This window comes from Stutzerimonas kunmingensis (assembly GCF_900114065.1).
In the GTDB taxonomy this organism is placed as follows: domain Bacteria; phylum Pseudomonadota; class Gammaproteobacteria; order Pseudomonadales; family Pseudomonadaceae; genus Stutzerimonas; species Stutzerimonas kunmingensis.
In genome coordinates this window covers 166,693-190,201 of sequence record NZ_FORS01000006.1, presented here as the reverse complement: position 1 = coordinate 190,201, position 23,509 = coordinate 166,693, and the positions used below count along the sequence as shown (strand labels likewise).

Sequence of the window (23,509 nt, the reverse complement as noted above, 5' to 3'; positions counted from 1 at the left end):
TCGCTGTTCAGGATACGGCGATTCAACCGCGCGAGTTGCCAGGTTCAGTTGGCGCTCTAACACTCATCTTTCTGAGGGGAATCGCATCATGTCCGTCGATCTCGCACATATCCGCCAAGTCATGGCCGAGGCTGACTGCCTGTACACCGAAGAACAGGTAGAAGCTGCAATCAGCCAGGTCGCCGATACGATCAACGGCGAGCTGGCCGACCGCAATCCTGTGGTCTTCTGCGTCATGAATGGCGGCCTGATCTTTTCCGGCAAGCTCGTCCCTAAGCTGAACTTCCCGCTCGAACTGTCCTACCTGCATGCCACTCGTTATCGCAATGAAACCAGTGGCGGTGAGCTCTTCTGGAAAGCCAAGCCGGAAATCTCCTTCATCGATCGCGACGTGCTGATCATTGATGACATCCTGGATGAAGGACACACCCTGGGTGCGATCATCGATTTTTGTCGCCACGCGGGCGCCGCCGCGGTGCATACAGCGGTGCTGATCGACAAGGATCATCAGCGTAAGGCCCGCCCGGATCTCAAAGCCGATTATGTTGGCCTCAGCTGTATCGACCGCTACATTTTTGGTTACGGCATGGACTACAAGGGCTACTGGCGCAACGCCCCTGGTATCTACGCCGTAAAGGGCATGTAAGCGTCTCGGCGGAGCTCATTGTCATGCGCGCCCGCAATGAGTGCGCAGCCACACGGCCGCGACGATTCGCCGACCTGGCGGCAGTCATGCGCGCTGCGATCTGGGAGCTGCGGCAGTTACGTTTCGATTGGCCCCATATGCGCTTCCTAAAGTAACGCAGCGGTGGCGTGTCCGCGCCTGATCCGCTCGTTCTCGCGCTGGCTGCGTTTGGTGTTTCACAATGCCGGCTGCCTTGATCCAGATGGATTGGGCTGCTTATCGGCATGGTGAATACTACTTTCGGATAGCCAGCCGACATTTCTTCATTTCAACCGCACGAAAGGCTCTGCGGCGGGCTTTGCGCTTCTAGCGTTCACGGCTAAGCTCAGAACATCCTTAAATACGCATGGCTGAACGAAATCACGCTGAAAGCCAATGCTGGAAAGGCTATTCATACTAAAGGATTACAAGCTAAATCAAACCTTAGTGCGCTTAACCCTCCTTCTACGTCTGGGTAGGGTTTACGCACTTCGAACCAATCAGGAGCGCCTCATGACAAAAACAACAAGGCAAGGAATCTTCCAGCCGAAGTCCCTAGCTCTCGCCGTAGCGCTGGGCACTGCCGCCCCGGCTTACGCCGTGAGCTTCAATATCGGCGAGATCGAAGGGCAATTCGACTCGGCGATGTCCATCGGTGCCAGCTGGTCCATGGCGGACAGGGACAGGGATCTGGTCGGCATCAACAACGGCGGTACCGGCTTTACCCAGACCGGCGACGATGGTCGTCTGAACTTCAAGAAGGGCGAGACCTTCTCCAAGATTTTCAAGGGTGTGCACGATCTCGAGCTTCGTTATCGCGATAGCGGTGCCTTCGTTCGCGGCAAGTATTGGTATGACTTCGAGCTGAAGGATGAGAGTCGTCTTTTCAAGGACATCAGCGACAGCAACCGGAAAGAAGCCGCTCAATCATCCGGCGCGCAAATTCTGGACGCGTTCGTCTATCACAATTATTCCGTTGGTGATCTGCCCGGGACCGTCCGTCTTGGGAAGCAGGTAGTGAGCTGGGGCGAAAGTACCTTTATCGGTAACAGCATAAACTCCATCAATCCCTTGGACGCTGCAGCATTCCGCCGGCCGGGTGCTGAGATCAAAGAGGGGCTGATTCCGGTCAATATGTTCTACATCTCGCAGAGCCTGACCGACCGGTTGAGCATGGAGGCGTTCTATCAACTCGAGTGGGATCAGACCGTTGCCGATAATTGCGGTACTTTCTTCGCTGTAGATGTCGTTCAGGATGGTTGTGATGCCAACTACCACGTGGGCAGCCCGGCAATCGCTCCTCTTCAACCCGTCGCTGCTGCGTTCGGGCAGGGGTTCGAAGTCACTCCTGAGGGTGTGGTTTTGCCGCGAGCTGGCGACCGGGATGCACGTGATTCGGGGCAGTTCGGTCTTGCATTGCGCTGGTTGGGTGATGCCACCGAGTATGGTGCGTATTTCATGAATTACCACAGTCGGACGCCAAACGTCAGTACGCGATCTGCTGGCTTGGCTACCGCAGCGCAGCTGCCTGGCATTATCGGTACAGCTAATGGGCTCGTGCCTGGTGCTGGCTCTGGTTTGGCGCAGAGCGTCATGCTTGGCAACGGCCGCTATTACCTTGAGTACCCCGAAGATATCCAGCTTTACGGCCTTAGCTTCTCTACGACATTGCCCACTGGCACCGCGTGGTCTGGTGAGATCAGCTATCGACCCAATGCACCGGTTCAGCTGAATACTCAAGACCTCACTCGGGCTTTGCTTAATCCCCTTGCGCCGGGAACCTCTCCCATTGAAAGTACTTTCGGTGCAGAAAATCGCGGCTACAACCGCAAGGAAATCACCCAGTTGCAGACCACATTCACTCACTTCTTCGATCAAGTACTGGGCGCTGGTAGGGTGACCGTGGTGGGCGAGGTCGGCTACACGCATGTCGGCGGTCTCGAGAGCACCAGCGAACTGCGCTATGGGCGTGATCCTATCTACGGCACCCCGGATGATCCAGCCGCTTTGGCCCGCTACGGCCGCCACGGTTTCGTCACCGCCAACTCCTGGGGCTACCGCCTGCGTGGCATCGCGGACTACGACAACGTCTTCGCCGGCATCAACCTCAAGCCCAACCTGTCCTTCTCCCACGACGTCGACGGCTACGGCCCCAACGGTCTGTTCAACGAAGGCTCCAAGGCGGTCAGCATTGGTCTGGATGCCGAGTACCAGAATATGTACACCGCCAGCCTGTCCTACACCGATTTCTTCGGCGGCGACTACAACACGCTGGTTGACCGCGACTTCCTCGCGTTCAGCGTGGGCGTGAACTTCTAAGGAGACCAGCCGAGTGTCCGGCCGATGAGGATGATCGGCCGGACATCAGCGACAGGCATGGGCCTCCGGCCTATAACAAGATCAAGAGGAACTGGAATCGTATGAAAAAAACAGGAAAGCTATTGAGTGTCTTGGCCTTCTCCCTGCTCGCGAGCAGTGTGATGGCTGCCGTTTCCCCAGAAGAAGCCGCCAAGCTCGGTACATCGCTGACGCCGCTGGGCGCAGAAAAAGCCGGTAACGCCGACGGCAGCATCCCTGAGTGGACCGGTGGTCTCAAGACCGACGCGGCCCCCCTCAACAATGGGCATCTGACTAACCCGTTCAAGGACGAGCAGCCGAAGTTCGTCATCACCTCGCAGAACGCCGAACAGTACAAGGACAAGCTGACCGCAGGTCAGATGGCCATGTTCAAGCGCTATCCGGAAACCTACAAGATTCGCGTGTTCCCGACTCATCGTTCGGTCGCCGTGCCGGATGAGATCTATGAGGCTGCGAAGAAGAGTGCTGTGAATACCGAACTCGTCGAGGGCGGCAACGGTATCGCCAACTTCACCGACAGCCGTTATTACGCATTCCCGATTCCGAAGAATGGTCTGGAAGTGGTGTGGAACCATATCACCCGCTATCGCGGTGGCAACGTCCGTCGCAATATCGTCCAGGCTACCCCGCAAACCAACGGTAGCTACACCATGGTTCACTTCGAGGACGAAGTGGCGTTCCCGCTGGGTATGACGGATCTGGATCCCGAGCGCGCCAAGAACGCGCTGCTTTTCTTCAAACAGCGGGTGACTGCGCCGTCTCGCCTGGCAGGGAACGTCCTGCTGGTGCACGACTCGCTGGATCAGGTTAAGGAGCCCCGTCAGGCCTGGATCTACAACGCTGGCCAGCGTCGGGTACGCCGCGCGCCGCAAGTTGCATACGACGGGCCGGGTACCGCTTCGGACGGTATGCGCACCACGGATAACTTCGATATGTTCAGCGGCGCACCTGATCGCTACGACTGGAAGTTGATCGGCAAGAAAGAGCTGTACATCCCGTACAACAGCTATGAAATCGCTTCCAGCGAACTGAAGTACGACGACGTCATCAAGGCTGGCCACGTCAATCAGGATCTGGCGCGTTACGAGCTACACCGCGTCTGGGAGATTGAAGCCACGCTCAAGAGTGGCGAGCGCAACATCTACGCCAAGCGCCGTTTCTTCGTCGACGAGGATAGCTGGACCATCGTCCAGTCGGAGCTGTACGACGGTCGTGGTCAGCTTTGGCGTGTAGGCGAGGCCCACTCGCTGCAGTACTACCAGCACAAGGTGCCGGCTTACGCGTTCGAGGCGCTCTACGACATCATCTCCGGCCGCTACATCGCGATCGGCATGAGTAACGAGGAGAAGCCGCACGAATACGGCTATCGTGCCTCCGCTCGGGACTTCACGCCGGCTGCCCTGCGTAACGCAGGGGTGCGCTGATCGACTGACATTTAACCTGTGAATAAGGCGGCCAGGTGGCCGCCTTTTTTTTTGCGGCGAACCAGTGGATGATAATTTCCATTCGGTGCCCGAGGTCAGGACGATCGCATTGCTGGAACACTGGGCCCAATATGCGACGTGTGCAACGACAAGGCTGGCGTTTCGGCTGCCCGTGGTAACGACCGAGCGCGATGCCTGGCACAGACCGCGCTGTGTTTCAATGGACTGATTCGAACAAGAGAACCTTTGCCATGTCCGTACGCTTCATTCCTGATGCGCTCAGTGCAGAGGCAGGTGCCGTAGAGCAACTCGCATCCATTCCTCGGCTGCCGCCGCTGCATATCGACCGGCCCAGGCTGGTTCGTGCGCTGCTCGATACCGATTGCCGTCTGCGCCTGATCTGCGCCCCAGCCGGGTTTGGCAAGACCGTGCTGATGAGCGAGTGCGCGCGCTTGGTGCCTCCGGGCACACGCCTGGTGTGGCTGGATCTCGGCGGGCGGGCATGTACGGTTCAGGCGCTTTACGGCCAGTTGAGCGATGCGTTGGGGGAGCGGACGGGCAAGGATGATCGTTCCGAGAACGACATGCTGGCGCTGCTGCGACAAGTCCGGCAGCCGCTGTGGATCATGCTCGACGACTACCCGCGTGATTACAGCCCGGAACTCGATGCTTGCATTGATATGTTGTTGGACATGGGGCCGGCACAAATCAGTTGGTGGGTATCCAGTCGCCGCCAGCCAGCGTGGAAGCTTCCACGGCTCCTGCTGCAAGGGCACCTTCTGGAGCTGGAGGCGGAAGCGCTGGCGTTCACCGCCGAAGAGCTCGAGCAACTCCTGAGCGTCCATCGTCTGACGCTCTCGTCCGAGACTTTTCAGCAATTGCATCATGTGATGGAGGGGTGGCCGGCTGGAGTCTGTCTGATGTTGCTCCACGCCGATGAGCAGGCGCTGCGTGAGCGTCTGGTTGCCGGGACGCCATTGCTGCGTGATTACGTCCAGCGTGAGGTCATGGCTGGACTGAGCGATGAAGTGCGGCGGGCCATGCTGGCACTGGCGCGTATGCCGCGTTTCTCGGCAGAGCTTTGCGACCATGTGCTCGACGGTGTTGGTCGCGAAATCCTCGATATCCTCAAGACGCTCCAGCTCTTCATTCGGCAGATCGATAACTGCGGTGAGTGGTTTCGCCTGTGGAAGCCGCTGGCGCTGATGCTGCAGCGCTCCGCAGAAACGACCGCGCCGACCCAGGCCCATCTGCGTGCCTGTCAGTGGTTCGCCAGTCGCGGCGAGATGCGCGAGGCGGTAGAGCATGCATTATGGGCCGGCCAGCCTGAGGTCGCTGCCAACTACCTGCAGCGTTACGGACAGGAACAGCTGCTGATCGGCGATAACGTATCGCGCTTTCTGAAATGGCGAAGCGAGCTGCCACAGGACCTGTTCGCCAGCACCACGCGCCTGATCGTTTTGCAGGGCTGGGCGCTGATCATTTCGGCGCGACTTGATGAAGTGGATGACTGTCTGGCCGAGCTGGCCAAGTTCTTCCCCCAACCCGATGCGCGCCGGCAAGCCCAGTTATTGGCTCAGTGGCAGGCCCTTCGGGGGTTTCTGGCCCGCCTGCGCGGTGAGCCCGAGGCACGCCAGAACTGCCTGCAGGCGCTCGAGGTACTGTCCGATCACGCCTGGGCGCAGCGCGTGCTCTGTTATCAGGTGCTTACGCAGCAAGCGATGGCTGAAGGTGAGCTCGAGCTTGCCCAGCAATACAACAGCGAAGGCATGAAACTCGCACGGCTAAAAGGTAGCGTGCTCTACGAAGTGATGCTCAGCGTCGATCGAATCCAGTTGCTTGAGCTCACCGGTGAGTTCGAGCGTGCGGTCGGCGTGCTCAACGAGACACTCCAGGCGTTGCGTGACTCCGTCCGGCGCAGCCCTCTCATCGGCAGGTTGCAACTGCTGCAGGGGCATCTACTGGCTTACCAGGGGCTCGACGAGCCGGCGCAGGAGGCATATCAGCTCGGTAAGGCGGAGACCGAAACCTGCGGTGATTCCTACTGTTTCTTCGGTTATGTCGGGCTTGCCGAGCTTGCCGCGCGCAGTCACGAGTTTGCCTGCGCCTATCACTGGCTGCGGGACGCCGAGCGCCTGTCTCAGTGGCGACATGTACCTGAGGCGAGATTCCGCGGCATCCTGCCGCTGATAAACGGAGTGGCCTGGCTGCATCAGGGCGAGCTGCGCAAGGCGCGTGGTGCGCTGTATCAGGTACTGGAACTGTATGAAGGACGGGGTTACCTGTCGCCGTCCGGATTCTACGAGCTGTTGCCTCGGGTGCGGCGCTATCTGGCGGTCATCGATGTGCTCGAGGGACAGCCAGCACGAGCGATCACAGCCTTGCGTGAGCAGATCGAGCAGAACCTGCTTGCCCAGCGTCTGGGGCTCGCATGCGAGTGTCGTTTCAGTCTGGCGGAAGCGTTACAGGCCGATGGCCAGGTCGCCGAGGCGGAGCTGGAGCTGCGTTTGGCGCTCAGCGAGGCCGCGCGTCAGCATCTGGTCAAGCCCTTGTACGAACTACAGTATCGGCAGCCGCAATGGCTGGCGCGAGTGCTACCCGCAGCGAAGGGTGAATCACTTCGGCAGCGGCTGCTGAGCTACGAGCGTGAGCCGGAAATGACGCTCCCGGCAGCGGATGAAACGGTGCTCAGCAACCGCGAACTGACGGTGTTGCGGCTGATTGCCCAGGGGTGCTCGAACCAGGAGATTGCCGAACAGCTGTTCATATCCCTACATACCGTGAAGACCCATGCGCGCAGGATCAACACGAAGCTGGGTGTCGCGCGCCGTACTCAGGCGGTGGCGAAGGCCAAAGCGCTGGCCTGGCTCTGAGAACAAGCAGTTATCCAAGGGATCATTCATCGTCGCGCCTGAAACAGCAAAGTTCAGGCGCGACGATTCGCTGCAAGCCTGGCAGCTGTCAGACGAAGATGGATTCTTGTTTTTATTGGGTAAGTTTCGGGGCGGAGCGGCGCAACCTGCAGGCAGTCAGGTTGATGACATTACACTGGTGCGGGTTGCAAGCCTCCGTGGGACATCCGTTGTGGTAACTGCTCGCCGCGCTCGATGGCCAGACTGACTTGCAGGCTGGTGATGAGTCGCTGCAATTGCTGTTGATCGCGCCATTGGTCGGCACTGATGTAGCGCTTCACTGCAACGCCTTCCGAGCCCGTCAATGTCAGCAGAATGCTGCCATCGGGCTTCTCGATGCTGAAGTTGACGTTGTAGCGCGGACGAAACACATCACTGATCTTCTGAAATGGACTCGTCATGCCTGGATACCTGTGTGAGGGGTTGCCAGCAATGGACCAGGCAAGGCGATGACAAGTTTCCCGGGCGCAACGGCATGACCGCCGCAAAAATGTCGCTGGCATACCTGCTATCTCATTTCATGCTTGCGCAGTCAGTTCCGTCAGAACATCGGGGCTGCTCTTGAATGCCTTGGCAAACAACTCGCGGTGCCTGGCCATGTAGATGCCGATGTCTTCGGCTTGCTGTTCGCTCAGCGACGGCGAAGCTTGCTGCAACACCGCAGCTAGCGCCTCTGCCAGCTCAAGCATCTTGTCGTGACGATCGGCTTCGGCTTTATCCATGAACAAACGCTCCAGGTCCCGACTGCTGCGGTACACCACTTCGACGGCCATTTACCACCTCGGTCATTGGCAGATTGATACTGTTTATTTGTACAGCATAAGCGGCTGCGGCGAAGATTGAAAGTCTGCGCAGGAAGCGGAGTTTCGTCAGTTCTCGAATCGGCCTTGCACGCGCTCGGCCCGAAACTCCAGTGTGGCGGCGCGGTAACCGGCGCGCAGCAGCGGTAGCGGCAGGCAGGATTCCCAGCTTGCGCCGGGCTGCAGGCCACCTGCCCCCTGGTAGTCCGGTGCATCGTAGGCGCGTCGCGCCAGGTTGGTGCGCGAGCCCGGCGCATAGGCGGCGACTTCCCACTGCAGGCTCTGCAACTTCTTGTCGGTGTGATTGTGCAGGCGCACATGCAGCGGCTGCCCGCCGGCGCAGCGACGAGGGTCGTGAGTCAGCTGAATTTCGATACGAGCGAGCAACTGCTCTTCGCGATGCTCCTGCCAGAGTACCCAGCCAGCGACCAAGGCAAGGCCGAGCACGGCACCCAGTGAAATGGGTACGGCCCTGAATGGATAGCGGATCAGCAGTACCAGCCAGGTCAGGATGAGCAGAGCGCCAATCAGCATGGTCGAGTACCGACGATCAGGTGGTTGGGCAGCATGGACGTCCTCCGTTGCGATGGGGGCATGCTAACCCGTGGCGGCGGACCCCGGGCAACAACGATGTGGCAGGCATTTGTCGCAGGATGTCAGTCTTCCACTTTGCCGCGGCTGGCCAGACGTTCCAGTGCAGCGCGAAGCTTGGGGTCGCGGATGCCATCAGCTGCCGCCTGAATGCTGTCGGCGGCGTTGCTCGAAAGCGGTTGCGTACGCGCCGGCGTGTGCCTGGGCGGGGGCGGTGGCTGTACCTTGAACTGGATACGCGTCAGGCCCGCGAACTCTTCGAGCACTTCCAGTTGACGTTGCAGACGCCGCTGCTGATAGCGCAGCCGTGTCGCCCAGTGGCCGTCAGTGACGATAAGCAGCAGACAACTTTCGCGCCAGGATGCCACGCGGCAGTGTTCGCGTGCTGCGGGCTGCAACTGGCTCTCCAGCAGCTGTTGCAGACGATCGAGCCGAAGGGCTTCGTCGAACAAAGCTCTGAGCGGCTTCGCTTCGCGCAACAATGAGGCAGGAGCACGAGCCGGCGACGGGCGAAAGGCCATGATGGTCCGAGATGCTTGGTAGAAGCGTGAATGGTAGCAGAAGCCGGTTCGGGGATTATCCTGCCGCCTCCGGCTTTGGCGTGCTGCGCAAATGCCCAGCCTAGAGGGTTTATCGCCTGCCAGCTGCGAATGTACAGGTGCCCGGTAGCGCGTCCGTTGCGTCATGGTGCTGCGCAGTCAGGCACCTTTCCTCACTGCCGTTTCCGAGTAGAATGGCCCCTTTGCACGCAGCCGTGACCTCGCGGACGTGCCTCCATCCCCAGCATGGAAGTCTTTGTCGATATGTTTGCGCCTTTATTGAAGAAACTCTTTGGAAGCAAGAATGAGCGTGAGGTCAAACGCATGCTCAAGGCGGTGCAGTCCGTCAATGCCCTCGAAGAGCAGATGCTGTCGCTCTCCGACGAGCAACTGCGCAGCAAGACCGAAGAGTTCAAGGCCCGTCTCGAGAAAGGCGAAACCCTCGATCAGATCCTCCCCGAAGCATTCGCCGTCTGCCGCGAAGCGGGCAAGCGCGTCATGGGCATGCGCCACTTCGATGTCCAGTTGATCGGTGGCATGACCCTGCACGAAGGGCGCATCGCCGAGATGCGTACCGGTGAAGGCAAGACCCTGGTGGCTACCCTGGCCGTTTACCTCAATGCGCTGGCCGGCAAAGGTGTGCACGTAGTCACGGTCAACGACTACCTGGCGCGACGCGATGCCAACTGGATGCGCCCGCTGTACGAATTCCTTGGCCTCTCGGTCGGCATCGTCACCCCGTTCCAGCCGCCGGAAGAAAAGCGCGCTGCCTACGCAGCCGACATTACCTATGGCACCAACAACGAGTTCGGCTTCGACTACCTGCGTGACAACATGGCGTTCAGCCTGCAGGAAAAGAACCAGCGTGAACTCAACTTCGCCGTGATCGACGAAGTCGACTCCATCCTGATCGACGAAGCGCGCACACCGCTGATCATTTCCGGCCAGGCTGAAGACAGCTCCAAGCTTTACCAGCAGATCAACCTGCTCATTCCACGCCTTACCCAGCACATCGAGGAAGAGGAGGGAGTCGTTACTCAGGAAGGGCATTTCTCCATCGATGAGAAAACCCGCCAGGTCGAGCTGAACGAACAGGGTCACCAGTATATCGAGGAGCTGCTGACCCAAGCCGGTCTGCTGGCCGAGGGCGAAAGCCTCTATTCGGCGCATAACCTCGGTTTGCTGACACATGTGTATTCTGGCCTGCGCGCCCACAAGCTGTTCCATCGCAACGTCGAATACATCGTGCAGAACAACCAGGTGCTGCTGATCGACGAGCACACCGGCCGCACCATGCCGGGCCGCCGCCTTTCCGAAGGTCTGCATCAGGCCATCGAAGCGAAGGAAGGCCTGCAGATTCAGCCCGAGAGCCAGACCCTGGCTTCGACCACCTTCCAGAACTACTTCCGCCTGTACAAGAAGCTGTCCGGCATGACCGGTACCGCCGACACTGAAGCCTTCGAATTCCAGCAGATCTACAACCTGCCGGTCGTGGTCATCCCGACCAACCGCCCGCTGGCGCGCAAGGACTTCAACGACCTGGTCTATCTGACCCAGGAAGAGAAGTTCGCCGCGATCATCTCCGACATCAAGGAGTGCCGGGAGCAGAGCCGTCCGGTGCTGGTCGGTACAGCCACCATCGAGTCCTCCGAATACGTGTCGCGCCTGCTGGAGGCCGAAGGTTTCGAGCACAAGGTGCTCAACGCCAAGCACCACGACAAGGAAGCCGAAATCATTGCCCAGGCGGGCCGCCCCGGTGCCGTGACCATCGCCACCAACATGGCCGGTCGTGGTACCGACATCCTGTTGGGCGGCAACTGGGAAGTGGAAGTCGCGGCGCTGGAAAACCCGACCGAAGAGCAGGTTGCGCAGATCAAGGCGGATTGGCAGAAGCGTCACCAGCAGGTGCTCGAAGCGGGCGGCCTACATGTGATCGCCTCCGAGCGTCATGAATCCCGTCGTATCGACAACCAGTTGCGCGGTCGTGCCGGTCGTCAGGGCGACCCGGGTTCGAGCCGTTTCTATCTGTCGCTGGAAGACAGCCTGATGCGCATCTTCGCCTCTGATCGGGTGAAGAACTTCATGAAGGCGCTGGGCATGGAGTCCGGCGAGGCCATCGAGCACCGCATGGTCACCAACGCCATTGAAAAGGCGCAGCGCAAGGTTGAAGGCCGCAACTTCGACATGCGCAAGCAGCTGCTCGAGTACGACGACGTGGCCAACGAGCAGCGCAAGGTGATCTACCACATGCGCAATAGCCTGCTCGCAGCCGATGAAATCGGCCAGACCATCGCCGAATTCCGCCAGGAGGCGCTGGACGCCGCGATCAGCGCACACATTCCGCCGCAGTCGCTGCCGGAACAGTGGGATATCCCGGGCCTGGAGGCTGTGCTCTACAGCGATTTCGGTACGCGTCTGCCGGTCCAGCAGTGGCTCGACGAGGACGAAAAACTCTACGAGGAAACGCTACGCGAGCGCATTCTCGAAGCGCTGTTGGCCGCCTACAACGAGAAGGAAGAGCTGGCTGGCGTCGAGGCACTGCGTTCCTTCGAGAAGCAGATCGTGCTGCGTGTGCTGGATGATCTGTGGAAAGACCACCTCTCGACCATGGACCACCTGCGTCACGGCATCCACCTGCGCGGCTACGCGCAGAAGAACCCGAAGCAGGAATACAAGCGCGAGTCCTTCACGCTGTTCCAGGATCTGCTTGAATCGATCAAGCGCGACAGCATCCGCGTGCTGTCCCATGTGCAGGTTCGTCGAGAAGATCCGGCCGAAGAAGAAGCCCGTCTGCGCCGCGAAGCCGAAGAGCTGGCCAAGCGCATGCAGTTCCAGCATGCCGAGGTGTCCGCGCTGGATCAGCCGGAGGAGGAGCCCGAGGTCGAAGGTCAGGCCGACGTCGCCGCGGCGCCGGTGCGTACCGAACCGAAGATCGGTCGCAACGAGCCCTGCCCGTGCGGATCGGGCAAGAAGTACAAGCATTGCCACGGGCAGGTTCAGTAAGTCCGACCTCGCCTGATGATTCCGCGCCGCGACCGGCTTCTGCCGCTCGCGGCGTTTTTGTCGCAACCCCTTTCTCGGCCTGTTGGCCATCCATTGTTCTGAAGGAGCGCATCCATGGCTGTCGGTCTTGGTCCTTTACCTACCCTGCATCCGGTACCCGGTTTCGAACTCGGCATCGCCTCCGCCGGCATTAAGCGACCGGGCCGCAAGGATGTGGTGATCATGCGCTGTGCCGAGGGCTCCCGTGTCGCCGGCGTGACCACCACCAACGCCTTCTGCGCTGCCCCCGTGCTCGTCACCCGCGAACGCATGCACGGCCCGGTGCGTTACCTGCTGACCAACACCGGTAACGCCAATGCCGGAACCGGCCCGCAAGGTCTTGCCGACGCCCGTCACACCTGTGCGGCCCTCGCGGCCATCACCGGAATCGACGAGACGGCCGTGCTGCCTTTCTCGACTGGAGTGATCGGCGAGCCGCTGCCGGTACAGAAGATCGAATCGGCATTGCAGGCTGCACTCGACGATCTGTCGCCGGACCACTGGGCCGAGGCCGCGACCGGCATCATGACCACCGATACGCTGCCCAAGGGCACCAGTCGGCAGTTCCAGCATGATGGTGTGACGGTCACCGTCACCGGTATCAGCAAGGGCGCCGGCATGATCCGGCCGAACATGGCGACCATGCTCGGTTACATCGCCACCGACGCCAAGGTGGCCAGCAGCGTGCTGCAGGATCTGGTACGCGATGCGGCGAACAAGTCGTTCAACCGCATCACCATCGACGGTGATACCTCTACCAACGATTGCTGCATGCTGATCGCCACCGGCCAGGCGGCTCTGCCGGAGATCACCTCCGCCTCCGGCGAGTTGTTCGGCAAGCTCAGGCAGGCGGTGCTGGAAGTCTTCATGGAAGTGGCTCAGGCCATCGTTCGCGATGGCGAAGGCGCGACCAAGTTCGTCACGGTGCAGGTCAACGGTGGCGGCAATCATCAGGAGTGCCTGGACGTCGCCTATGCCGTCGCGCATTCGCCGCTGATAAAGACTGCGCTGTTCGCCTCGGACCCGAACTGGGGCCGCATTCTCGCTGCGGTCGGCTACGCCGGCGTGCCAGATCTGGATGTGAGCAAGATCGATGTGTTCCTCGGCGAGGTCTGCATCGCCAGCCAGGGCGCTCGCTCGCCCAGCTACACGGAAGAGCAGGGCGCGGCGGTAATGGCCCGTGAGGAAATCACCATCCGTATCGAGCTCGGACGTGGAGACTGCAGCGAGACCATCTGGACCACCGACCTGTCCCACGAGTACGTGAAGATCAACGCCGAATACCGGACCTGATCGAATACTGCCCTTAGCTATTCCCGTTGTGCATGGCCCCATGTGCAACGGGAATTGCCATTTGCGCTTGCCGCGCTTTAACGTCCGCTGACTCTTCCGAAGGCAACTCGAGGTGCGTCGGTCATGGCTCTGCAACTGGTAGTCGGCGACAAGAACTATTCATCCTGGTCACTGCGCGCCGCCCTGGCAGTGGAACTGTCTGGCGCTGCGTGCGAACAGGTTCCGGTCTCACTCTATCGGCCGGACAGTCGAGCCCGGCTGCTCGGTTATTCGCCGACCGGCAAGGTGCCGGTGCTGCTGACCGAGGACGGCCCGGTGTGGGATTCGCTGGCAATCGCCGAATACCTGGCCGAGCATTTCCCCGGTGCACATCTATGGCCGCGCGAGCGCTATGCGCGCGCATTGGCGCGGAGTATCTGCGCGGAAATGCACAGCGGCTTTCAGGCGCTGCGCAGCCATCTGCCGATGGATATGGCGCGCGACCAGGCCTTGCCCGAGCTTCCCGATGAAGTGCGGGCAGATGTCGAGCGAATCTGCGCCATCTGGAGCGATTGCTGCGAGCGCTTTGGCAGGGGCGATGATTATCTGCTTGGCCAGCCAAGCATTGCCGACGCCTTCTATGCGCCGGTGGCTTCGCGCCTGCGAAGTTATCAGGTGGCCTTGCCAGCTGCCGCAGCAAGTTACGTCGAGACGATCCATCGGTGGCCGGCTTTCCAGCGCTGGCAGCAGGGCGCCCTGCAGGAAGTGCGAAAGTGAAACGAATCCATGTCGCTGCGGCCGTCATTCTTGGTGCCGGCGGGCGTGTACTGATCGCCAAGCGCCCGCTCGACAAGCACCAGGGCGGATTGTGGGAATTCCCGGGCGGCAAGGTCGAGGCGGGCGAACACGTCGAGGTTGCGTTGGCGCGTGAGCTGCTGGAGGAACTGGGCATCGTTGTCACCGCGGCGCAGCCGTTGATCCAAGTGCGCCACGATTATCCGGACAAGCAAGTGCTGCTCGATGTCTGGGAGGTGCAGGCGTTTACCGGTGAACCCCACGGGGCGGAAGGCCAGCCGCTGATGTGGGTGACGGCGGATCAGCTGACGAACTACAGCTTCCCGGCTGCGAACCAGCCGATCGTGGCGGCTGCGCGGCTGCCGCACCGTTATCTGATAACGCCGGATGGCCTCGCCCCGCAACGGTTGCTCGATGGACTCGCGCAAGCGCTGGATGACGGCATACGGCTGATCCAGCTGCGTGTGCCGTCGCTACCGCCTACCGACTACCGTGCGTTGGCAGAGCGGGCGCTGCCCTTGTGCGAGGGGCGGGCTCAGCTGATGCTCAAGGGCCCGCTACAGTGGGCATGCGATTATCCCGAGGCTGGCTGGCATCTGACCGCCAGGCAGCTGCGTGAGCATGCGGGGCGGGAACGACCGATCGCGGCGAACCGCTGGTTGGCGGCGTCCTGTCACGATGCCGAGGAGCTGGCGCTGGCAGCCGCATTGGGAGTAGATTTCGTCACGTTGTCGCCAGTGCTGGCGACCGCCAGCCATCCGGATGCCTCACCGTTGGGCTGGGCGCAGGTCGCGGATTTGCTGCTAGGCTTCGACCGACCGGCCTACCTGCTGGGCGGACTTCAGGCGTCCGACCTGTCCCCGGCACGCCAGGCAGGTGCGCAGGGTGTCGCTGCGATTCGAGCGTTCTGGCCGGATTGAACGGCTGACGCTGATGCAGGTCACTGGCGATGCTGCTGTAAACCCGATAAATGCGTCTTCGATAGATGAAAGCAATCGCGGTCATTCCCTTAATCAATTAACGGTATGCTGCTAGCTGCGTTATCGTAGGCCCCGTCAAAGTTTCTGAACCCCCTAAAGGAGTTAGCAGATGTCGCTGATCAACACTCAAGTTCAACCCTTCAAAGTCAATGCCTTCCACAATGGCAAGTTCATTGAAGTCACCGAAGAATCCCTGAAGGGCAAGTGGTCCGTGCTGATCTTCATGCCGGCTGCCTTCACCTTCAACTGCCCGACTGAAATCGAAGACGCTGCCAACAGCTACGCCGAATTCCAGAAGGCCGGTACCGAAGTTTACATCGTCACCACCGATACCCACTTCTCGCACAAGGTCTGGCACGAAACTTCCCCTGCCGTTGGCAAGGCGCAGTTCCCGCTGATCGGCGATCCGACTCACCAGCTGACCCGCGCGTTCGGTGTGCACATCGAAGAAGAAGGTCTGGCCCTGCGCGGCACCTTCCTGATCAACCCGGAAGGCGTGATCAAGACCGTCGAGATCCACTCCAACGAGATCGCTCGTGACGTGTCGGAAACCCTGCGCAAGCTGAAAGCTGCTCAGTACACCGCCGCTCACCCGGGTGAAGTCTGCCCGGCCAAGTGGAAAGAGGGCGAGAAGACCCTGGCTCCTTCGCTGGACCTGGTCGGCAAGATCTAAGGCTTCGCCTATCTGCCCTGCGTGCCAGAGGGCTTTTCAAAGCCCTCTGGCAACCCAACGCCTGGACGCGAACCGTCCGGGCGTTTTATTTCCAGAATTCCGAACGGGGTACCGCTGCCAATGTTGGACACCAATCTCAAGACCCAGTTGAAAGCCTACCTGGAGAAGGTCACCCAGCCCTTCGAGATCGTCGCGTCCCTCGATGACGGCGAGAAATCCCGGGAAATGCTGAGCCTGTTGCAGGACATCGCCGGTCTCAGCGACAAGATCACCCTCAAGACCGACGGTGACGATGCACGCAAGCCGTCGTTCTCGCTCAACCGCATCGGCGGCAACATCAGCCTGCGTTTTGCCGGCATCCCTATGGGCCACGAATTCACCTCGTTGGTCCTGGCCCTGCTGCAGGTCGGCGGCCATCCGTCGAAAACTGCACCGGAAGTGATCGAGCAGATCAAGGCGCTGGATGGCGACTACAGCTTCGAAACCTACTTCTCGCTGTCCTGCCAGAACTGCCCGGATGTGGTCCAAGCGCTGAACCTGATGGCGGTGCTCAACCCGAACATCAAGCACGTCGCCATCGACGGCGCGCTGTTCCAGGACGAAGTCGAGGCGCGTCAGATCATGTCGGTGCCGAGCATCTACCTCAACGGCGAACTGTTTACCCAGGGTCGCATGAGTGAGGAAGAGATCCTCGCCAAGCTTGATACCGGCTCCAGCGCCCGTGACGCCGAGAAGCTCAAGGCCAAGGACGCCTTCGACGTGCTGGTGGTCGGCGGTGGCCCGGCCGGCGCCGCAGCGGCCATCTACGCGGCGCGCAAGGGCATCCGCACCGGTGTCGCCGCCGAGCGCTTCGGCGGTCAGGTGCTCGACACCATGGCCATCGAGAACTTCATCTCGGTGAAGGAAACCGAAGGCCCGAAACTGGCCCGCGCGCTGGAAGAGCACGTGCGCGAGTACGACGTCGATATCATCAACCTGCAGCGCGCCAGCCAGCTGATCCCGGCCGGCGACGACGGCCTGCATCGTGTGCAGTTCGAAAACGGCGGCGAGCTCAAGTCCAAGACCCTGATCCTCGCCACCGGCGCGCGCTGGCGCGAAATGAACGTGCCCGGCGAGCAGGAATACCGCGGCCGTGGCGTCGCCTACTGTCCGCACTGCGACGGCCCGCTGTTCAAGGGCAAGCGCGTGGCGGTGATCGGCGGCGGCAACTCTGGTGTCGAAGCGGCCATCGACCTGGCCGGCATCGTCGCTCATGTGACCCTGCTCGAGTTCGGCGAGGAACTGCGTGCCGACGCCGTGCTGCAGCGCAAGCTCAACAGCCTGCCCAACGTCCGCGTGCTGAAGATGGCGCAGACCTCCGAGGTCAAGGGCGACGGCCAGAAGGTCACCGGCCTGGTCTACAAGGACCGCACTAACGACGAGCTGCACAACGTCGAGCTGGAAGGCATCTTCGTGCAGATCGGCCTGCTGCCCAACAGCGAATGGCTCAAGGGCACCCTGGAGCTGTCGCGCTTCGGCGAGATCATCGTCGATGCCAAGGGCCAGACCAGCATTCCCGGTGTGTTTGCTGCCGGCGACGTGACCACGGTGCCGTACAAGCAGATCGTGATCGCCGTCGGTGAAGGGGCCAAGGCCTCGCTGAGCGCCTTCGATCACCTGATCCGGTCGTCCGCGCCGGCCTGAATCGAAGCGCAATAAAGAAGGGGAGCAGCCGCGAGGTTGCTCCCCTTTTTCGTTTCTGGCGCTCGGCGGGACGCTCAGGCAGAAGCGAACGCCTGCCGGCGCGCCGGGTCTCAGGACGTACATGCCGAGCAGTCCATGGAGCTGTCCACAACGATGATGAATGCGCAAACGCTGCAGAGCTCACGCCGGGTCGTGCTGACCTATGCCAACCGACCACGCGAGCCGCAGCACGAGAAGGTCGTCCACGCGGCCTTGGCCGAACGCCTGGCGACCTTGCTGGAGACGAGTTACGGCGGTGAGTACGATCCAACGCGTCGCTATGACGCCCATCCCTACCTGATACCGTCGGGCACCGTCGTCGGCCTCCGCGAAGCCCAGGAGCTGGGGCTGAACGAGGAGGGTGACCTGTTTGGTGGTGTCGTGCCGCAGGCCTTTGTCGAAACCAAAGCGATCACCCACCCGCTGGTGCGTCCGGACGCCGTAGCGCCGGTCGGCTGGTCGCGGGACTTCAGTACCCAGGTCAAGGGCAGCGTGCTGGCCGGCTACAGCGCCTTCAGCATCGAGGATGCGCGTGACGCCGGGCGGCGCCTTTTGCACGAAGGTCCGGTGCGGATCAAGCCGGTACGCGCCACGGGTGGCCGCGGGCAGCAGCGCGTCGATGATGCCGATACCCTCGATGAGGCCTTGTTTGCGCTCGATGAAAAGGAGCTGGCCCAGTACGGCCTGGTCCTAGAGGCGCATCTGGATCGCGTCATCACCTTCAGTGTCGGCCAGGTACGTGTCGGGGGCCGTCTGGCCAGTTACTACGGTACGCAGCGCCTGACTCGGGACAACGCGGGCAACGAGGTGTATGGCGGCTCGGATCTAGTGGTCGTCGATGGCGACTTCGAGGCGCTGATGGCCCTTGATCTGCCGGAGACGACACGTCTGGCCGTGCGTCAGGCGCAGGTCTACGACGAGGCAGCCTCGGCCTGTTATCGGCATTTCTTCGCCTCGCGACGCAACTACGACATCGCTCAGGGCGTCGATGGCCGGGGCCGGTCACGTTCCGGCGTGCTCGAGCAATCCTGGCGTATCGGCGGTGCCAGCAGCGCTGAAGTGGCTGCCCTGGAAGTCTTCAGGCAAGGCACTTCGGCGCGCGCGGTGAAGGCGTCTTCGCTGGAGTTCTATGGGCGCGAGCAGAGCGTGCCGGCCGGTGCGCAAGTTCTGTATCGGGACGAGGACGCCGATGTGGGTTTCATCACCAAGTGTGTAACGGTGGAGGACTATGGCGACGCATAGCGAGATGGTGAACATCCTGGTAGGTGATGAGCATATCGCCGGGACCTTCCTCTCACCGCCGGAGAAGATGCCAGGCGTGCTGTTCGTGCACGGTTGGGGCGGCAGCCAGCAGCGTGACCTGAACCGCGCGCGCGGTATCGCCGGGCTTGGTTGTGTCTGCCTGTCGTTCGATCTGCGCGGCCATGCGCAGACCCGCGCGCAACAGGAAACCGTGACGCGGGAACAGAACCTCAATGATCTGCTCGCCGCTTACGATCTGCTGGCCCAGCACCCGCATATCGACCCCTCCGCGATTGCAGTGGTCGGCACCAGCTATGGCGGCTACCTCGCGGCGATTCTCACCGCGCTGCGTCCGGTGAAGTGGCTGGCCCTGCGCGTGCCGGCGCTGTACCGCGACGAGGAGTGGCAGGTGCCCAAGCGGCAGCTCGATCGCGACATCCTCAACCAGCTGCGCAGCCGGCGCGTGCTACCGGACGAGAACCGCGCGTTGGCCGCCTGCGCGGCGTTTCGCGGCGACGTGCTGATCGTCGAATCCGAGCACGATACCTTCGTCCCGCACGAAACCATCATGAGCTATCGTGCCGCCTTCCACGGCACCCACTCCCTCACCCATCGCATCATCGACGGTGCCGACCATGCGCTGAGCAACGAGCGCTGCCAGGAGGCCTACACCTCGATTCTGGTGAACTGGGCGACCGAGATGATCATCGGCGCGCGTCTCGACGAAAAATCCCCTGAGGGCTTCAAGGCGGTCGACGAGTAGCAGGTCAGCACTCGCCTCCGACGGCCCTTGGGGCTTGCAACGGAGAGCATTGCGTCAGTCCGCTCACTCGGGAGGTGTCGGTGGGGGCGTGGGGCCGACGAAACGACTCCAGCGGCGGTCGAGCACCTGCTGCTTGAGCACTTCGATGACGTCGACCAGCAGTTCTTCCAGCGCCAGGTCGGTATTTTCGTCCTGGTAGACCCAGGCATCGAAGAACTCGTCGGCGAGATTACCGGCCAGTGCCTGGAACTGCGGGCCACGCATGCCTTCCACGGCGCCCTGCAGCAGCCGCGCGGCGATGTCGCTGAGTGCATCGTCGAGCGTGCTGGCCAGGCGGTTGCCCAGTGGCAGGCGCCGCAGATTGTGCATCTCGGGATTGTTCTGCAGCGCCTGGTGAATCAGTTGGCTGACATAACCTTCGATGGCGCCGCGATTGTCGCGGTAGCCGGTCTCCAGCATGTCCTGCAGGCGCCGCGAGATGTCGTTGAGCAAGCGCTGTTTGCGCGGCCGCACCACTTCCTGCAGCAGCCGGCGCGAAAGGTCGTCGCTGGCGCCGATCTCCTGCTGCAGGCGGCCGAACAGGCGCACCATCACCCGGTCGGAAAGCTCCTCGATCAGCAGGTAGTAATAACGGCTGAAAAGGCCGTAGATGGCCCAGCCGCGCATGTCGATCAGCCCCAGGCGCTGCAGGCGGATCAGCAGCGCGCCGACACGCAGTACGCGCAACCAGCGCAGCCCGGCCAGGGGAATGCAGCCGAGCACGTCATACCAGTGCGCGAACGGGTAGTAGTACCAGCGTGCATAGCGGCGCTCGAACAGTGCCACGGTCCAGCCGAGCAGCACGTCAAGGACGAAGATCGCGACGAAGCCCAGGTCGATGTACTGGAAGTTGGCGTGGACACTCTGCTGGTAACGCGCGTGCAGCTCTGGCGCGAGGTCCGCCAGCACTGCGCTGACAGGCTGCAGGGCGAACAGGCTGTCGAACAGAATCAGCGACAGGTTGATGCACACCAACAGGACGATGAAGGCTTCCCAGGCGGCGTGCAGCTGGTCGCGACGGCGGGCCTGTCGGGCCACGACCGGCTCAGTCATCCGCGGCAGGTGAAGCAGCGGCTGGCTGCCAGAGTATTTCACCGCAACCCTGGCGCCGAGCGATCAGGCGGGCGGCGACGAACAGCGCATCGGAGAGCCGGTTCAGATAGGCCAGCAGCACCGGGCGTACCGTTTCGCTGGCATTGAGCTGCTGACAACGACGCTCGGCAGTGCGCGTCATGCTGCGGCACAGGTGGGCGAGGGCGATCAGCCGGGAACCGCCTGGCAGGATGAATTCCTTCAGCGGCCCGAGCTCCTGGTTCCAGCGATCGATGGCCTGTTCCAGCCGCTCGATTTCGTTGTCCTGCAGCGCCTGGTAGTCGGGCATCGCCAGCTCGCCGCCGAGGTCGAACAAGCGGTGCTGGCAAGGTGCGAAAACGCTGATCAGCTCGTCGAGCGCTGGCCACTGCACCTGCGCATCGGCCAGTTCGGCCAGCAGCAGGCCGAGCTGACTGTTAAGGGTGTCGACCTCGCCCATGGCCTCCACGCGAGGATGGTCCTTGGCAACCCGACGGCCGTCGCCGAGGCCGGTTTCGCCGCTATCGCCGGTGCGGGTGTAGATTTTCGACAGTCGATTGCCCATGTATCGGTTCCTTGGTTCAGGTCGCCATCTGCTCGCCGGGCGAGTTCAGTGGCAACCGCAGGGTGAATGTGGTGCCGTGGCCTGCGTGGCACTGCACCTCCATCTGCCCTTGATGGTTGTTGGTGATGATGAAATACGAGACGGAAAGACCCAGCCCGGTTCCCTGGCCGACTTCCTTGGTGGTGAAGAATGGCTCGAAGATGCGCTTGCGCACATTCTCCGGGATGCCACCACCGTTGTCCTCGACGTGGATTTCCGCCCACGGCGGATTCAGGCGCGTGCGCAGGATGATCTGTCCCGGCTCGTCGCTCTGATGGGTATGAATGGCCTGAGCGGCGTTCTTCAGCAGGTTGAGCAAGACCTGCTCCAGCTCGTTACCTATGCACGGTACGCGGTCTATCCGCGGGTCGAAGTCACGGACGATATCGATGGCCTTGAAATCGAAACCGTCGATCAGTGCGAAGTCGTTGCCGGCGATCTCCAGTGCCTGATCGATCAGAACGGGCAACTGGCAGTCCGCCAGCTGACGGTTGCTCATGCGGCTGAAGCTGAGCATGTGACTGACGATCTTCGCCGCTCGCGAGCCGGCCTGCTGGATACCATCGAGCAGCTGCGGCACTTCGCGGCGCTGCAGGTACTGGTTGACCGCTTCCAGGCGCACGCCGGTTTCCTCTGCGGCCTCGCGATTGCGCTCGAGCTCGGGCGAGATCCGGCGGCGGATGTTCTGTGCGTTGTGCAGGATGGCGCCGAGAGGATTGTTGATCTCGTGGGCCATGCCGGCCGCGAGGCTGCCCACCGAGAGCATTTTCTCCGACTGCACCATCATTTCTTCCATGTTGATGCGCTGGGTGATGTCGTCGATGCGGATCACCACACCGCGGCCACCTGCGCCGGTCAGCGGGTAGCAGGTCAGCGCATAGTGGTGCGGCTCGTCGTTGCGCATCCAGGTGACCCGCTCGATCTTCGCCACCACGTGCTGTTCCGAAGTGCGCCGGATCTGCGCGAGAAACGGCTTGAGCGGCTCGAAAGCGACGAACACCGGCTGGTTGAGGGCGTCATCCAGCGGCGTTCCGGAGAGGGCGCTGGCTTCGTGGTTCCATTGGGTGACGTAGAGCTGTTCGTCGAGTGCGATCAGCGCCGAGGGCATCGAATCGATGATGCTGTTGAGGTACTTCTGAAAGCCGGTCAGCTTCTGCTCGATCTTGCTGCGCACCTGCACTTCCAGCTCTAGCTTGCGGTTGGAGTGGCGGGTTTCCTCGGCCAGGCCCTGGGCATGATCGAATGCCTCCTGGGCATCGTCACGGGCGCGCTTGAGCTGCTGCTCGCGGGCCTCCATGCGCGACAGCATGGTGTTGAAGGCATCGGCCAACCGGCCGATCTCGTCCTGGTTGCCGGGCTTGGCGCGCAGGGAATAGTCCTCCTCGCGGGTGACCTGGCGTGACAATGCTTCGAGTTCGCGAATCGGGCGGGTGATGAGTTGACGGATCTGCCGGGCGACCAACACCCAGAGCAGCAGGCTGGCGACGAGAATGGCCAGGCTGGCGGTCAGCGTACCGGTGTAGAAGGCGCCGGGCAGCTCGCTGCTGGCGACCATCAGCAGATGCCCGGCACTACCATCGGCTTGCGGCAGCCTGACCAGCAGGTTGGCGCGAATCTCGCTGGCACGCCAATGCTCGACATCGCTGAGCTGTTCGGGCAGACGCAATCGGTCGCCTTGCTGGAGTTGCGCGAGGCTGTTGCCGTCGCGGTCGTAGATCATCGCGGCTCGCAGCGGCGCATAGCCGTCCAGGCGTTTGAGCAGCTTGCTGGCGGCTTCTGGCGAAGACAGCGCCCGCGCGCTCAGTTCTTCGGTAGCGAACAGCTCGCCGAGGGTGTGCATGGCCTGCGGCGCAACGCTCTGCCGTGAAATCCAGTAGGCCGCGCTGATGAACGTCAGGTTGGAAACCAGCAGAACGGCGGCAAGCAGGACGAGCAGGGCCAGCAGCAGTTTGCGACCGACCGGAAGGTTTTCGAGGCGCTGACGCAGGATCATTGGCGGGACACGGCATAGCAGAGAG

The 23,509-nt window shown here is 61.6% G+C and carries 19 protein-coding genes; 12 read left to right on the top strand and 7 right to left on the bottom strand.

Annotation, left to right across the window (positions count from 1 at the left end):
* Positions 1–88: 88 nt before the first annotated feature.
* From BM275_RS15870 to BM275_RS15855, 4 genes are all read left to right on the top strand, one after another.
* The gene (locus BM275_RS15870; protein WP_090522261.1) at positions 89–646 is read left to right on the top strand and encodes a hypoxanthine-guanine phosphoribosyltransferase; all 558 of its coding nucleotides are present in this window, start codon (positions 89–91) and stop codon (positions 644–646) included.
* 531 nt (positions 647–1,177) lie between these two features.
* The gene (locus BM275_RS15865) at positions 1,178–2,983 is read left to right on the top strand and encodes a DUF1302 domain-containing protein (RefSeq protein WP_020308396.1); all 1,806 of its coding nucleotides are present in this window, start codon (positions 1,178–1,180) and stop codon (positions 2,981–2,983) included.
* A 101-nt stretch (positions 2,984–3,084) separates the two neighbouring features.
* A complete protein-coding gene (locus BM275_RS15860; protein WP_031297208.1) occupies positions 3,085–4,446 on the top strand; it encodes a DUF1329 domain-containing protein in 1,362 nt (453 codons plus the stop codon).
* 251 nt (positions 4,447–4,697) lie between these two features.
* Positions 4,698–7,319 (top strand): LuxR C-terminal-related transcriptional regulator, encoded by a 2,622-nt coding sequence (locus BM275_RS15855; RefSeq protein ID WP_041016219.1) that lies wholly within the window; start codon positions 4,698–4,700, stop codon positions 7,317–7,319.
* A gap of 170 nt (positions 7,320–7,489) precedes the next feature.
* Here BM275_RS15855 and BM275_RS15850 read toward each other — a convergent pair whose 3' ends face one another.
* The 4 genes from BM275_RS15850 to BM275_RS15835 form a co-directional block, all read right to left on the bottom strand.
* Complete coding sequence (locus BM275_RS15850; protein WP_042922310.1) at positions 7,490–7,759, bottom strand: DUF3509 domain-containing protein; 270 nt, start codon at positions 7,757–7,759, stop codon at positions 7,490–7,492.
* A gap of 117 nt (positions 7,760–7,876) precedes the next feature.
* Positions 7,877–8,131: a YebG family protein gene (locus tag BM275_RS15845; RefSeq protein ID WP_003299828.1), complete on the bottom strand. Its 255-nt coding sequence runs from the start codon at positions 8,129–8,131 to the stop codon at positions 7,877–7,879.
* Positions 8,132–8,227: 96 nt separating this feature from the next.
* A complete protein-coding gene (locus BM275_RS15840; protein WP_003299830.1) occupies positions 8,228–8,692 on the bottom strand; it encodes a hypothetical protein in 465 nt (154 codons plus the stop codon).
* Between the two features lie 122 nt (positions 8,693–8,814).
* The gene (locus tag BM275_RS15835) at positions 8,815–9,270 is read right to left on the bottom strand and encodes a DciA family protein (protein WP_090522260.1); all 456 of its coding nucleotides are present in this window, start codon (positions 9,268–9,270) and stop codon (positions 8,815–8,817) included.
* Positions 9,271–9,552: 282 nt separating this feature from the next.
* Between BM275_RS15835 and secA the strand changes: the two genes are divergently transcribed.
* The 8 genes from secA to BM275_RS15795 all read left to right on the top strand — a co-directional run bounded on the left by secA (position 9,553) and on the right by BM275_RS15795 (position 19,777).
* Complete coding sequence (gene secA / locus BM275_RS15830) at positions 9,553–12,291, top strand: preprotein translocase subunit SecA (protein WP_090522259.1); 2,739 nt, start codon at positions 9,553–9,555, stop codon at positions 12,289–12,291.
* Positions 12,292–12,405: 114 nt separating this feature from the next.
* On the top strand, positions 12,406–13,623 hold the full coding sequence (argJ, locus tag BM275_RS15825) for a bifunctional glutamate N-acetyltransferase/amino-acid acetyltransferase ArgJ (RefSeq protein ID WP_090522258.1): 1,218 nt from the start codon (positions 12,406–12,408) through the stop codon (positions 13,621–13,623).
* A 123-nt stretch (positions 13,624–13,746) separates the two neighbouring features.
* Complete coding sequence (locus BM275_RS15820; RefSeq protein ID WP_090522257.1) at positions 13,747–14,379, top strand: glutathione S-transferase family protein; 633 nt, start codon at positions 13,747–13,749, stop codon at positions 14,377–14,379.
* Positions 14,376–15,317, top strand: coding sequence for a Nudix family hydrolase (locus BM275_RS15815; protein WP_090522256.1), 942 nt, complete (start codon positions 14,376–14,378; stop codon positions 15,315–15,317). Before BM275_RS15820 ends, BM275_RS15815 begins: the two co-directional genes overlap by 4 nt.
* Positions 15,318–15,486: 169 nt before the next feature.
* Positions 15,487–16,050, top strand: coding sequence for an alkyl hydroperoxide reductase subunit C (gene ahpC / locus BM275_RS15810; RefSeq protein WP_003284760.1), 564 nt, complete (start codon positions 15,487–15,489; stop codon positions 16,048–16,050).
* 120 nt (positions 16,051–16,170) lie between these two features.
* Positions 16,171–17,733 carry an alkyl hydroperoxide reductase subunit F gene (gene ahpF / locus BM275_RS15805; RefSeq protein WP_090522255.1) on the top strand — a complete coding sequence of 521 codons (1,563 nt, stop codon included), beginning with the start codon at positions 16,171–16,173 and terminating at the stop codon, positions 17,731–17,733.
* A gap of 153 nt (positions 17,734–17,886) precedes the next feature.
* A complete protein-coding gene (locus BM275_RS15800) occupies positions 17,887–19,014 on the top strand; it encodes a DUF3182 family protein (RefSeq protein WP_090522254.1) in 1,128 nt (375 codons plus the stop codon).
* Positions 19,001–19,777 carry an alpha/beta hydrolase family protein gene (locus BM275_RS15795; protein ID WP_090522253.1) on the top strand — a complete coding sequence of 259 codons (777 nt, stop codon included), beginning with the start codon at positions 19,001–19,003 and terminating at the stop codon, positions 19,775–19,777. Before BM275_RS15800 ends, BM275_RS15795 begins: the two co-directional genes overlap by 14 nt.
* A 63-nt stretch (positions 19,778–19,840) precedes the next feature.
* Here BM275_RS15795 and BM275_RS15790 read toward each other — a convergent pair whose 3' ends face one another.
* The 3 genes from BM275_RS15790 to BM275_RS15780 are packed head-to-tail and all read right to left on the bottom strand — an operon-like array spanning position 19,841 to position 23,484.
* A complete protein-coding gene (locus tag BM275_RS15790) occupies positions 19,841–20,869 on the bottom strand; it encodes an ion transporter (protein WP_180982741.1) in 1,029 nt (342 codons plus the stop codon).
* Positions 20,862–21,452 carry a cob(I)yrinic acid a,c-diamide adenosyltransferase gene (locus tag BM275_RS15785; RefSeq protein ID WP_003299844.1) on the bottom strand — a complete coding sequence of 197 codons (591 nt, stop codon included), beginning with the start codon at positions 21,450–21,452 and terminating at the stop codon, positions 20,862–20,864. Before BM275_RS15785 ends, BM275_RS15790 begins: the two co-directional genes overlap by 8 nt.
* A gap of 16 nt (positions 21,453–21,468) precedes the next feature.
* The gene (locus BM275_RS15780; protein WP_014819366.1) at positions 21,469–23,484 is read right to left on the bottom strand and encodes a sensor histidine kinase; all 2,016 of its coding nucleotides are present in this window, start codon (positions 23,482–23,484) and stop codon (positions 21,469–21,471) included.
* Positions 23,485–23,509 lie beyond the last annotated feature (25 nt).